Here is a 12363-nt window from a genome sequence, read left to right as displayed (position 1 = left end):
ACTCCCGCCATCCGTACCCGGGGTGCGGGGTCACTCCACGGTGACGGACTTCGCGAGGTTGCGGGGCTGATCGACGTCGAGGCCCTTGGCCGTGGCGAGTGCCATCGCGAAGATCTGCAGCGGCACGACGGCGAGGAGCGGCTCGAAAAGGGCGCCGGTGAGCGGGATGCGGATGACCTCGTCGGCATAGGGCAGCACGGCCGCATCGCCCTCTTCGGCGACGACGATCACGCGGGCGCCGCGAGCGCGGATCTCCTGGATGTTCGATACGACCTTCGAGTGCACCAGCGATGAGTGCCGCGGCGACGGCACGATCACGAACACCGGCTGACCCGGCTCGATCAGCGCGATCGGACCATGCTTGAGCTCACCGGCGGCGAAGCCCTCGGCGTGGATGTACGAGATCTCCTTGAGCTTGAGCGCGCCCTCGAGCGCGATCGGGAAGCCAACGTGGCGGCCCAGGAACAGCACCGAGCGGGTGTCGGCCATCCAGCCGGCCAGCTGCGACACGTGTTCGGTCTCCTCTGCGAGAACCTGCGCGACCTTCTCGGGCAGGGACTGCAGCTCGGCGACAGCGTCGGATGCCACAGCAGAGGTGAGCGTGCCGCGCACGCGCCCCATGTGCAGACCGAGCAGCAGCAGCGCGGTGATCTGCGCCGAGAACGCCTTGGTCGACGCGACGGCGACCTCGGGGCCGGCGTGGGTGTAGACGACAGCATCCGATTCGCGGGGAATCGTCGCGCCCTGGGTATTGCACACCGACAGCGTGCGCGCACCGCGCTCGCGGGCGTACTTGACGGCCATCAGCGTGTCCATCGTCTCGCCCGACTGGCTGATCGACACAACAAGAGTGTCGTCGCCGATCACCGGGTCACGGTAGCGGAACTCGTGCGCAAGCTCGACGTCGACCGGCACGCGCGCCCACTGCTCGATGGCGTATTTGCCGACCAGCGCCGCGTACGAGGCCGTGCCGCAGGCCGTGATGATGACCCGGTTGATTCCGATGAAGAGCTCGTCGAGTCCATCGAGTTCTGGGATGACGACGGCATCGCCCTGAATGCGGCCGCGGATCGTGTTGGCAACAGCATCCGGCTGTTCGGCGACCTCCTTGGCCATGAAGCTCGGCCAGCCGCCCTTCTCGGCGGCAGCGGCATCCCACGACACCTCGAACGGCTGCGCCTCGACGGTGTTGCCCTCGAAATCGGTCACCGAGACGGCAGCTGGAGTGATGGAGACGATCTGGTCCTGACCGATCGCGAGCGCGTTGCGGGTGTGCTCAACGAAAGCGGCGACGTCGGATCCGAGGAAGTTCTCGCCCTCGCCGAGGCCGATCACCAGCGGAGAGTTGCGGCGAGCGCCGACGACGAGACCCGGCTGGTTCTCGTGCATGGCGAGCAGGGTGAAGGCACCCTCGAGGCGGTTGACGACGGCGCGGAACGCCTGCTGCAGGTCTGCGGATGCTCGGTACTCGCGCCCGAGAAGAGCTGCGGCAACCTCGGAATCGGTCTCGCTGACGAACGTCACCCCTTCGGCTTCGAGCTCTGAGCGCAGGGCTGCGAAGTTCTCGATGATGCCGTTGTGGATGACGGCGAGCTTGCCGTCATCGGCGAGATGCGGGTGGGCGTTGACGTCGGTCGGTCCGCCGTGGGTCGCCCAGCGGGTGTGGCCGATTCCGGTGGAGCCGTCGGGAAGGGCAGCATCCGTCAGCGAATCGCGCAGCGCACTGAGCTTGCCTGCTTTCTTGCGCATCCCGAGCTCGCCGCTCTCATCGATGACGGCGATGCCGGCGGAGTCGTAGCCACGATATTCGAGGCGGGCGAGCCCGGCGAGCAGGATGTCCTGGCTGGGCCGCGAGCCCACGTATCCGACGATTCCACACATGATTTAAATCGTAAACGCCCGATTTTGCGAGGACTCCGAACGAACCTCGCCCCGCGCGCCGGCCTCCCGCTCACGTGCCCCAAATGGTCGCCTCAGCAGAGCGGATGCGGCAATACGCGCCGCCTGAACCAAGGATGCAAACCAGGGATGCAAGCCACAAGATCAGAGCTTGCGCAGGCTCACACTCTCCACCGCGTGGTCGGCACCCTTGCGCAGCACCAGGTTGGCGCGATGCTTCGTCGGCATGACGTTCTCGACGAGGTTGGGCATGTTGATCTCGTTCCAGTACCCGAGCGCCGTGGTCACCGCTTCGTCATCGGTGAGGTGCGCGAAGACGTTGAAGTACGACGACGAATTCGTGAACGCACCTTTGCGCAGCGCCAGGAACCGGTCGGTGTACCAGCGCTCGATGTGCCTGATGTCGGCGTCGACGAAGATCGAGAAGTCGAAGAGGTCACTGACGGCGACCTCGTTCGGCACGGGCGGCGGCTGCAGCACGTTGAGCCCCTCGACGATCACCACGTCGGGCCGACGCACGACCACGTTCGCGTCGGGCACGATGTCGTACCGCATGTGCGAATAGAAGGGCGCCCGCACCTCGCTGGCCCCGCTCTTCACCTCGGTGAGAAAAGTCAGCAGCGCACGGCGGTCGTACGATTCCGGAAATCCCTTGCGGTCCATCAGCCCGCGACGCTCGAGCTCAGCGTTCGAGTAGAGGAACCCGTCGGTGGTGACCAGCTCCACGCGCGGAGTGCCCGGCCAGCGGCTCATCAGCTCGCGCAGCAGCCGGGCGATCGTCGACTTGCCCACGGCGACCGATCCCGCGACGCCGACGATGAACGGCGTCGTCGAGTCCTCCTCCTGCAGGAACTCGCTGGTCGCCGCCCCGAGCCGACGAATCGAACTCGCATACAGGCTCAGCAGCCGGCTGAGCGGCATGTAGACCTCGCGAACTTCATCGAGGTTGAGCCGGTCGCCGATCCCGCGGATGCCGACGAGCTCGGTCTCGCTCAGAGGCTGGTCGAGCCCCGCAGAGAGGCGCGCCCAGTCTTCGCGGTCGATCTCGCGGTACGGCGACAGCGGCAGGTTGGCGGCAACGGACACGGGTACATCGTATCGGCGGGGGCGGATGCCGCGAACCGGCCCACCAACAGCATCCGTCGCGACCATTCCCGCCGACCCTCTCGGCACCGATAGCATGACGCTCATGGTGAGTTCGATACGGCCGATGCGCGCGTTCGCGGCAGCGGTTGCATGGCGCCGCTCGTGAGACGTCGAGTTCGCGCGAGAACACGCATGACCATGAACAGACGCATCGTGGTCATCATCGCGGCAGTCGTCGTTGTCCTCGTGGTGGCTGCGGTGATCTTTGCGATAGCTTCCACCCAACGCTGGATTCTCGCTACCGTGGCGCAGCCCCCCAGCACGACAACCGCCATACTGGCCCCCGAGCAGTCGAAAGCACGCGATGCGCTGAGCGGCGAGAAGATGGACGCTCGCGAACGCGCCGCAGCCGAGTACCTCGCCGACCAGCCCACGGCGTACTGGCTCACCCCTGAGCAGGATCCGATCGGCACGGCCGGCAAGACGGTGTCGTCGCTGACGACCCAGGCCCGCGATCAGGAGGTGGCCATGGCCATCGTCATCTACGGACTGCCCGAAAGAGACTGCGGCAACCACTCGGCCGGAGGATTATCCGGCGACGACTACCGGACCTGGATCGACGAGATCTCGGCGGCGCTCGAAGCGGCCCCCGACGTGCAGAAGCTCGTGATCCTCGAACCCGACAGCCTTGCCCTCGCCCCGGAGTGCGGCAACCTCGACGAGCGTGCGGCGCAGCTGCGCTCGGCCGTCCACGAGCTGACCGCTCCGCACACCTGGATCTACCTCGATGGCGGTCACAGCGCCTGGTTGCCCGCCGCTGAGATGGCGTCGCTGATCGAAGCTGTTGACGTCGCGGACGAGGTGCGGGGCTTCGCGACGAACGTCTCGAACTACCGCCCCACCTACGACGAGTTCACCTACGCGCACGCGGTGGCAGCGCAGCTGCACGGGATGCATGCGGTCATCGACACCTCCCGCAACGGCGGCAGCGTGGATGCCGGTGCGCAGTGGTGCAATCCGCCCGACCAGCGCGTGGGCGAGCCCAGTGGCACCTTCGGCGATGAAGTCGTAGATCTGAATCTCTGGATCAAACCGCCGGGTGAGAGCGATGGCCCCTGCGAGGGCGGACCCGCAGCGGGCGTGTGGTGGCCCGCCGCGGCCGCAGAGCTCGCGCAGGACGCGCGATGACGCTGACGGGTGAATACGGCCTGTAGCATGAGCGGAAGCACGCATCTGCTCCCTTCTCCTAAGGAAACGACATGCTCGATGACGACGCAGCGCCGAAGACAGCGGTCATCGTCGAAGACGATCCAGATGTCCGCCACCTCTTGGCAGAGGTGCTTGAGGCAGCCGGCTTCTCCACGGTGTCCGTGGGCAATGGCATCGACGGCGTTCGGGCTGTTCTCAACTATCAGCCGCTGATCACGACTCTCGATGTGAACATGCCGGGCATCGACGGGTTCGAAGCAGCCCGTCGCATCCGTGCGCAGAGCGACACCTACATCATCATGCTCACCGCACTCGACGAGGAAGCCGATGTTGTTCTGGGCCTCAGCGCTGGCGCTGATGAGTACCTGAACAAACCGTTCCGCCCACGGGAGCTGCGTGCGCGCATCGACGCGCTGCTGCGCCGCCCTTCTGACCGTTGTCGGGGGTGACTTTGGTGATCAGCGAGATGCTGATCGGCTTCACTGCATCGGCGGTCCACCGGTCCATCGACAGTGTCGACCAATAGTCGATCTGGGCGGCGATCGGGCCGGCTGTGAGCTCGCGCTCGGTGCTGCCGCTGGAGAGGTCGTTGGGCACGGGAGGCGCCACGGTCGGCGCGGTGGTGGCTGACGCCTCAGGATCGGGCTCAGTCCAGGGGGCGGGACCGCATCCGACGAGCGCGATGCCCACCGTCATGGCGATGATCACGGTGGTGCTGCGCCGTGCGACTCGTCTGCGCATCTGTGTCCCGCTGTTCGGTGCTGCAGGCTCGGTCCAATCCTAGAGGGCCGCCCGGCTGGCCCGGCCGACCGCGCTGCCGACACCAGCCGGGCAGAGCCGGCCCCTGCGGGCTATGATCGCCGTGGGTAGTCGATGGCAGGGGGGCCGACGATGAATTCGTGGAATGAATCCGAGACCATGGCGACGGTTCAGCACTCGCCGGGCGCGCGCGAAGCCGACAGCACAGCGACGACGAATATTCAGCATCCGGGGCTCAAAGATGCTGATACCTCGCAATGGGAGGCTGAATTCACGGCCCCGACAACGCCCGTCAAACGTCCTGACGTGCCCACTCTGCTGCGCACACTCCGCGATGAGGGCCCGCAGGAGCGCATCGCCGCGGTCTTCGAAGAGCACTACATCGAAGCGTGGTTTGGACTGGATCCGGTAGAGCTTCGCTCTGTGCTGAACGCCGCTACCGAGCGCGAGGTGCGGACCCGACCCATCGTCGGGTACATCCGATCACTCCTGCGCGGCGAGACGGTGCCGCTGCTGAGCGACGTGCGTCAGAACGGCGTCAAGACGCTCCGCGCATCGGAACGCGGCGCGGTCGTCGCCATGGCCGTGCTCGAGTCGCGGCTGCGCGGCGAGTTGAGTACAGCGATGCAGTTGGCAGAGCGGCTCGGTGCGGATGCTCCCGCAGCGAACGCACTCGTGGACGGGTCGCTCGGCACCGCCTCGTTCATGTCCCTGCAGGCGGGCATCACCCGCATGCTCGCCGGCGACTTCGCCCGGGCCCTCGCCGACCTCGAGCGCGTGAAGTGGACCGCCCCGCCCGCAGCCCTGACATTCTTCGTGCGCGACGCGCACGCGAAGGCGGCTCTTGTGCACGCCATCGTCGGTGACCCCGAGCTCGCTCGCCGCGCGCTTGCCAGCGCTCGGCAGGTGCAGAGAACGAACAGCTGGGCGGAGGCGCTCGTCGACGCCACGGCCCAGCTCGCCGAGGTGATCATCGACCGCAACGCCGACTCGACAGCGCTCGGTCAGCTGCTTGCGACAGGGCGCACGGAGATCGGCGAGATGTGGCCGCTGTTCATACTTTCCCTTGCGCCCACGGTGCTCTCCGGCGATGCTGGCGCCGCGCACATGCTGGCGGCAATGGAGGGGGCTGCGCTGCCCGGGTCGAAGAGCAGCCAAGGGCTGACCGGAAGCGCGGCAGCTCTCGTGCGCGCAGCCCAAGCGGCAGAGGCCGGGCACCTCTCGGAGGCGCGTGCGGCGCTCGCCGCCGCCGACCCCGACCTGCCGCTGACGAAGCTCGTGCAAGCAGGAGCGGCACTTGACAGCGGGATGCCGGGGCAGGCGCTGGCCATCGCGCTGGACGTCGCTGCGCACACGGCGGGCCTGCGCCAGCTGGAGCTGTGGCGGCTCAGCATCCTGCACCTTGGGCATCGTGCGCTGGGAGAAGAGGATGCCGCGCAGGCCTCTCTCGATCAGGCCCGTCCCCTCGCCGCTGGTCTTGGGGCCATCGCTCTGCCGGTGAGCGGATCAGCTCGAGCCCAGATTCAGTCGCTGCTTCACGACGTACCGCTTCCCACGACCGCCCCCACGGCTCTGTCGCTCACACCGCGTGAACTCGAGGTGCTCGTGCGCCTAGCGGCGGGAATCAGCCGGCGCGAGATCGCTGAGCAGCTCTTCGTCTCGATCAACACCATCAAGACACAGGTGTCGAGCCTTTACCGCAAGCTCGGCGTGCGCGGCCGGGGCACCTTGTTGGCCGAGGCCTACCGCCGTGGCCTGATCTGAACCGGCGCATGCGAGCGTGTCGCAGGCTCACTCAGCGATTCCACAACGATCCACACGAGATACTGAGGCATGACTTCTCTCGATGACAGCTTCGGTTCGGATGCTGCGCCGACCCGCCGCCGCAGATGGCCGTGGGTCATCGTCTTCGTCCTGGTGGGCGCACTGATCGCCATCGCCGCTGTCGCCGCGGTCTACCTGTGGAACCTCAACACGTCGTATGAGAAGGCCGAGACGCTGCCGACCGAAGAGGTGTTTCCCACGGTGCGCCCCGTCGAAGCGAACCCCGAGGACACCAACATCCTGCTGCTCGGCTCAGACTCGCGCTCGGGCTTGGATGGCGACCTCGACAGCATCCGGGGGCAGCGTTCTGACACCATGCTGCTGGTGCATATTCCGGCCGATCGCTCGGGCGTGCAGGTGATCTCTTTCATGCGCGACAACTGGGTCGAGATTCCCGGGTACGGCAACCAGAAGCTCAACGCCGCGCTCGCATACGGCGGGGTGCCGCTGCTGGTGGAGACGCTCGAGAACATCGTCGACGTGCCGATCAACCACGTCATGATCACTGATTTCGAAGGTTTCAAGGGCCTGACCGATGCGCTCGATGGCGTGACGGTCAACAATCAGGTCGCGTTCACACGCGGCGGGTTCACCTTCGCGAAGGGCCCCGTCACCCTCAGCGGCGACAGCGCACTGCTCTACGTGCGCGAGCGCTATTCCTTCCCCGACGGCGACTATCAGCGGGTGCGCAACCAGCAGGCGTTCATCAAGGGCGTGATCGACAAGATGCTCAGTCGCGAGACCCTCACCGACCCCGGCCGGGTGGCAGCAGCCGTCGATGCGATCTCGCCGTACTTGACGGTGGATGCTGGACTCACCGGTCCGACCGTGGCCAGCCTGGGTGTGAGTCTGCGCAATCTTCGCAGCGACGACATCATGTTCCTGACCTCACCCACACTGGGCACCGACACAGTCGCCGGTCAATCGATCGTGCGACCCGACTTCGATGGCCTGGCCGCACTTTCTGAGGCACTGAAGAACGACACGGTGCCGGAATACGCGGCGGCCCATCCCGCACGCTGACACCGCGCCAGTACCAGGGCTGGGTGTCTGAGCCGGTTCTCACCCTTTCGAAGGCCCCACTGCACCCGAACAGTACGCTGGAGCAATGACCGACGCCGACGGCACGACCCGCCCCAGTCTTCGACGAGCCGATCTTCGTCGGCTCCGTGACTCGCTCGATCGCGGCGACGCTCCCCTGCCCGCCGACCTGCCCGCGGCCGCACAGAGTGCCGCACCCGCGCGAGAGATCTCCGCAGCGAACGGCACCATCCTCACGGTCTGCACCGGCAACATCTGCCGCTCTCCCATGGGCGAGGTGCTGCTGCGCGCGTCGCTGCGCGATCTCGGCGTGCGCGTGCACAGCGCCGGCACGCATGCGCTCGTCGATCACGAGATGACTGAGCAGGCACAGCAGCTCGCGGTGGCCAATGGAGCGGATGCGGCCGAAGCCGCCGCCCACCACGCGCGCCTGCTGGTCGATCCGCTGCTCGCCGAGACCGACCTGGTGCTGGCGATGTCGCGGGAGCACCGCTCTCACGTCGTGCAGATGATGCCCTCGATGCTGCACCGCACCTTCACCGTGCGCGAGTTCGCTCGGCTGGCCGCGACGCTGACCGATGATGAGGTGCGTCGTGGCCTCAGCAGCGCCGGAACGGATCCCCGCACGCGGTTGCGGGCGCTCGCGCGATTGATCGGCGGCCAGCGCGGCCTGGTGCCCGCACAGCCCGAAGACGATGACGTGATCGACCCGTACCGGCGATCGCAGACGACCTACGAGCTCTCGGCGTCGCAGCTGGCACCGGCCGCAGCCGAAGTCGAGCGCGTGGTGCGCGCCACGCTCGTGATCTGAGCCGAACGCAGCTGCTGTTCGGGCTCCGCATCGGCCGGTCCTTCAGCGCACCCTGGTGCCAAGCAGTCCCTGCGCAACCGCCGCGGTGAGTGCCTGCTGGCGCGAGGTCACGCCGAGCTTGCGATACAGCGAGCGACGCTGCGACTTCACTGTGTTCACCGATACATGCAAGTGGTCCGCTATCGCGCTGGCGCTAGCGGTATCGACCAGCTCGCGGAGGATCACGCATTCGCGGTCAGTGAGTGACGCGGTCGCTTCTCCGGCTCGGATCGTCGGGGTGGGCCACGGCATCTCGATGTCGAACAGCTCGCGATCGTCGACGGGAACTAGCAGGAATGGCGTCGTGAGTTCGTACGCCTCGGCAACGGTGACAGCGTGCTGAGCAGCACGCGCGGCATCGGAGGCGCGCCCGAGTCGGTGCAGCACGACGGCTTCGAGTACGGCTGCGTGAGTGCGTTCTGCCGGGCTCACGGCGGTGATGCTTCCCAGCATCCGCAGCGCACGCTCGTACTGCCCGGCGAACATCACCGCGCGCGCAGCCCCGAGGGCCACGAGTGGCGAATCGCTCGCGCGCGGGACGAGCGTGCTCGCGGCGACGGGGTCTCCGGCAGCGAGCGCGAGGCCCGAATCAGCGAGATCGAGCAGCCGGGTGTATTCGCGTGAGATCCGTGCACTCCGGTGACGGCGCAGTGCGCGCAAGCGCTCGAGCCCGACCCCGGCCCGACCGCGGCAGATGTCGATCTGGGCGCGCACGTGGGCGAGCAGTGGCCAGTACTCCACGGTGTCGATCATGTGCCATACGCTGTTGATGGCGTTCTCGGCTGCGTCGAGTTGCCCTTTCTCGATGCAGATCTGTGCCTCAGCGATCCGCAGCAGACACCCCAGGTAGCCATTGCGCTGGTCATCGGACCACGGTCGCGCCACCGCGGTCTGCACCCACCGCTGCGCGGCCATGACGTCTCCGGAGTGCGCGGTGATCCACGCGATCGCACCGAGCGAGAGTATCTCGGTGGCAGGCCTGGCAGCCGTCGCGAGAGCTCGTTCGAATTCTGCGAGGGCTTCAGCATGCTCGCCCGCACTGAGAAGGCTCACCGCAGCGTGCGAGTGCATATCGCCGAGCAGCCCGTGCACGGACTGAAATTCGTCTGACGGCAGCTCGCGGATCATGCGCGAGCCGTCCCGGGCCGCCTTCACACCGGAGTCTCCCGTGCCGAGCAGCCGCTGCAGCACCGATTCGATAACACGCAGCAGCGCACGCTCGGCAGATCCGCTTGGGGCCGTGCGGGCGCCGAGCAGTGCGACGCCCATGAGCTCGACGGCGCGCACCCTGTGCTCGTGTCGCGCGTTGTAGATGAGTGCCAGAGCCAGCGCGACGATCGGCCAGCGTCGCAGCTCCCAGACGTGGAAGCCGCGCAATCGCGCCGCGATCGAGACGCCGTGCATCTTCAGCAGCGGCATGCCTGCACCGCGCAGCGCAGCATCGATCACCGGCAGCGATCGCGCTGCCGCACCTTCGATGAGCGCGCCGTACCAGGCGCCCTGCTGCAGCAGAAAGCGGCCGGCTTGTTCGCGCACGGTCTCGACCCGATCACTCGGATGCGCTTGTGCCGTCGCCGCGCGCACGGGTGCGGTCAGCATGAACAGCGGATGCTCCAGAGTGGACGTCCATTTGCCCCAGCCGGCGCGTTCAGCCCGGTCGATGAAGTCTGACGGACCGCCAAGTTCGACGACCAACTCCTGGGTCAGCGCTTCCGGAGCGGCGAGCACCGCGAGCTCTGCGTCAAGAGGGCCCGGGCTCAGCGTCGCGAGGGCGCTGTCGACGATCTCGCTTCGCATGGTCTTCAGGTGAGCAACGGCCCGCACCGCGGCGGGCAGGCCGCCTGTCGCGAGATGGACGGCGCGCGGGTCGAGATGAGACGCAAGGCGGTAGAGGTATTCACTCGTCTCCTCCAGAGTGAGAGACAGGCTGAATACGAACTCGGCATCCTCCTCCGGCGGAACTTGGCGGAAGCTGTGCACAGCCGTCCGAATCAGCAGGCGCGGATGGGTGCGACGCAGTGCGCGAACCTGCTCCCAGCCAGCGGCGTCGATCGATGTGGCGTCCTCAATGATCAGCACGTCTTCTGCGGTGTCGGGAATCGCCTCGGCGACCGCCCAGGTGATGCTCGCGCTGGTCTGACTTGCCCATTGCCGCAGCAGTGTCGCTGCCTCCGCACCGACGGGCCCCACTAACGCGACGAACGTCGCCGATGAAGAGAGCGCGCTGATCAGCCGGGGACGCTCCAGTGCCGACGGCGCGGATGGTGACGATGGGAAAGGCGAAAGTGCTCTCGCTGACCCTTCCGCCCCCGCTGATGCCATGCCCCCACTCTAGCTAGAGTGCTGTAGGCATCGATCGAGAGGGACATCTTGTCTGCACACGCCGAGGTCGGTCGCGCCGACCAGCGTTCCGTCTATCTGCTGGCCGCCGTGAACCTCGTCACTTTGGGTTCACTCACTGCCCCGGTCGTGGCCGCGATTCCCTTGAAGATTGCAGCGATGCTGCCCGAGCAGCACCGCGCCACGGCATTGGCGACGGTGCTGACCCTCGGCGGCCTCGCCGCTCTGCTCGCGAATCCGCTCTTCGGTGCCCTCTCCGACCGCACTCGAGGACGGCTCGGCAGGCGTCGGCCGTGGATGCTCGGCGGCGCCATCGCCGGGTTCGGCGGCATCGCCTTCCTCGCCGTTGCAGATTCGGACCCCGCCATCATCGTCAGCTGGGTGTTCACGAAGACCGCGTTCAACGCCGTCTTCGCCGCAGCCGCCGCACTGCTCGCCGATACGGTTCCGCCACGACGACGAGCGGCCGCGTCGGGGGTCTTCACGGCGGCGGCATTCGTCGGCACGCTCCCGCCGCTGCTCCTCGCCGCGCTCTTCCCCGAACATGTCGTCCTCGTCTCGTTCATCATGCCGCTGACGGCGCTCGTGGTCGTCGCGGTGGCGATGACCGTGCCCGACCGGGCGGATGCTGGATTCGCCCGCGCTCCTCAGGGCATTCGCGCAGCATCCTTCCGCGTGCCCTTTCCGAAGGCATTCATCGCCGTCTGGCTGCAGCGGCTCGCGATGCAGCTGGCGTTCACCCTGGCGACGGCCTTCACGCTCTATCTCGTCATCGATCGAATGTCGAAGAGCCCGGTCGAGGCGACGCCGATCGCGATGGTTGCCACCCTCATCGGTGGTGCGGGGGTCGTGGTCGGCGCCGCATTAGGAGGCGCCTGGGCCTCGCGCATACAGCGCTACCTTCCGTTCCTCGTCTTCGGCTCGCTGGGCCTGGCGGCAGGAGCAACCGTGCGCTCCATCGCTGATGCCCCCGTGCTGCTCTGGGCCGCGGCGGCGTGCGGTGGCCTCGCGGTCGGCACCTACCTTGCCGTCAATCTGGCGTTGGCGATGCACGTCATTCCCCGCCAGCGGGCTGGCACATACCTGGGTCTTCTGAATGTCGCCGAAGCATTTCCCCAAGTCGTCGCGCCACTGACCGCCGCCGCCCTGCTGCACATCGGCCCTGCCGACCCGATCTCCGGCGTCGCCGACAACTACGTGATTCTCTACGCGACCGCAGCGGTCATCGCGCTGCTCAGCCTTGCGACGCTGCCGGCTCTGCGCCACACAGCGCGCGACCTCGAGAACAACACCGGCACCACCACACCACTGCATGCAGAAGCGGGCGCCCCATCCTCTCGGATGTGACGCCCGCC

The 12363-nt window shown here is 67.1% G+C and carries 8 protein-coding genes and 1 pseudogene; 6 read left to right on the top strand and 3 right to left on the bottom strand.

Annotated features, from left to right (window positions below; translation table 11 throughout):
* Positions 1–30: 30 nt before the first annotated feature.
* Together glmS and coaA are read right to left on the bottom strand one after the other, a co-directional pair.
* A complete protein-coding gene (gene glmS, locus FM104_RS11145; RefSeq protein ID WP_087132320.1) occupies positions 31–1881 on the bottom strand; it encodes a glutamine--fructose-6-phosphate transaminase (isomerizing) in 1851 nt (616 codons plus the stop codon).
* Between the two features lie 162 nt (positions 1882–2043).
* On the bottom strand, positions 2044–3081 hold the full coding sequence (coaA, locus tag FM104_RS11140; RefSeq protein ID WP_373407848.1) for a type I pantothenate kinase: 1038 nt from the start codon (positions 3079–3081) through the stop codon (positions 2044–2046).
* A 96-nt stretch (positions 3082–3177) separates the two neighbouring features.
* On the opposite strand from coaA, the gene FM104_RS11135 reads away from it, so the two are divergent.
* The 5 genes and pseudogenes from FM104_RS11135 (at position 3178) to FM104_RS11110 (ending at position 8629) form a co-directional block, all read left to right on the top strand.
* The gene (locus FM104_RS11135) at positions 3178–4173 is read left to right on the top strand and encodes a glycoside hydrolase family 6 protein (protein WP_256971626.1); all 996 of its coding nucleotides are present in this window, start codon (positions 3178–3180) and stop codon (positions 4171–4173) included.
* 71 nt (positions 4174–4244) lie between these two features.
* Positions 4245–4622 (top strand): annotated as a pseudogene (locus tag FM104_RS11130) (response regulator transcription factor); the annotation flags it as partial.
* Between the two features lie 463 nt (positions 4623–5085).
* Entirely contained in the window at positions 5086–6717 is a 1632-nt protein-coding gene (locus tag FM104_RS11120; RefSeq protein ID WP_143738350.1) for a helix-turn-helix transcriptional regulator, read from the top strand.
* A gap of 69 nt (positions 6718–6786) precedes the next feature.
* Entirely contained in the window at positions 6787–7800 is a 1014-nt protein-coding gene (locus FM104_RS11115; RefSeq protein ID WP_087132315.1) for an LCP family protein, read from the top strand.
* A gap of 85 nt (positions 7801–7885) precedes the next feature.
* Complete coding sequence (locus FM104_RS11110) at positions 7886–8629, top strand: arsenate reductase/protein-tyrosine-phosphatase family protein (RefSeq protein WP_087132314.1); 744 nt, start codon at positions 7886–7888, stop codon at positions 8627–8629.
* Positions 8630–8671: 42 nt separating this feature from the next.
* Here FM104_RS11110 and FM104_RS11105 read toward each other — a convergent pair whose 3' ends face one another.
* Entirely contained in the window at positions 8672–10990 is a 2319-nt protein-coding gene (locus tag FM104_RS11105; RefSeq protein WP_087132313.1) for a response regulator transcription factor, read from the bottom strand.
* Positions 10991–11038: 48 nt separating this feature from the next.
* Between FM104_RS11105 and FM104_RS11100 the strand changes: the two genes are divergently transcribed.
* Positions 11039–12355, top strand: a complete 1317-nt coding sequence (locus FM104_RS11100; protein WP_087132312.1) for an MFS transporter — start codon at positions 11039–11041, stop codon at positions 12353–12355.
* The last annotated feature ends 8 nt before the right edge of the window (positions 12356–12363 follow it).

The sequence above is a fragment of the Microbacterium esteraromaticum genome (assembly GCF_900163815.1).
Lineage (GTDB): Bacteria > Actinomycetota > Actinomycetes > Actinomycetales > Microbacteriaceae > Microbacterium > Microbacterium esteraromaticum_B.
The sequence above is the reverse complement of the archived record's forward strand: the minus strand, read 5'-3'. Positions and strand labels throughout refer to the sequence as shown.

What these genes read in the sequence shown, in the direction of transcription:
- glmS (WP_087132320.1), bottom strand. Translation starts at nt 1,881, where the DNA reads ATGTGTGGAATCGTCGGATACGTGGGCTCGCGGCCCAGCCAGGACATC.
- coaA (WP_373407848.1), bottom strand. Translation starts at nt 3,081, where the DNA reads ATGCTATCGGTGCCGAGAGGGTCGGCGGGAATGGTCGCGACGGATGCT.
- FM104_RS11135 (WP_256971626.1), top strand. Translation starts at nt 3,178, where the DNA reads ATGACCATGAACAGACGCATCGTGGTCATCATCGCGGCAGTCGTCGTT.
- FM104_RS11120 (WP_143738350.1), top strand. Translation starts at nt 5,086, where the DNA reads ATGAATTCGTGGAATGAATCCGAGACCATGGCGACGGTTCAGCACTCG.
- FM104_RS11115 (WP_087132315.1), top strand. Translation starts at nt 6,787, where the DNA reads ATGACTTCTCTCGATGACAGCTTCGGTTCGGATGCTGCGCCGACCCGC.
- FM104_RS11110 (WP_087132314.1), top strand. Translation starts at nt 7,886, where the DNA reads ATGACCGACGCCGACGGCACGACCCGCCCCAGTCTTCGACGAGCCGAT.
- FM104_RS11105 (WP_087132313.1), bottom strand. Translation starts at nt 10,990, where the DNA reads ATGGCATCAGCGGGGGCGGAAGGGTCAGCGAGAGCACTTTCGCCTTTC.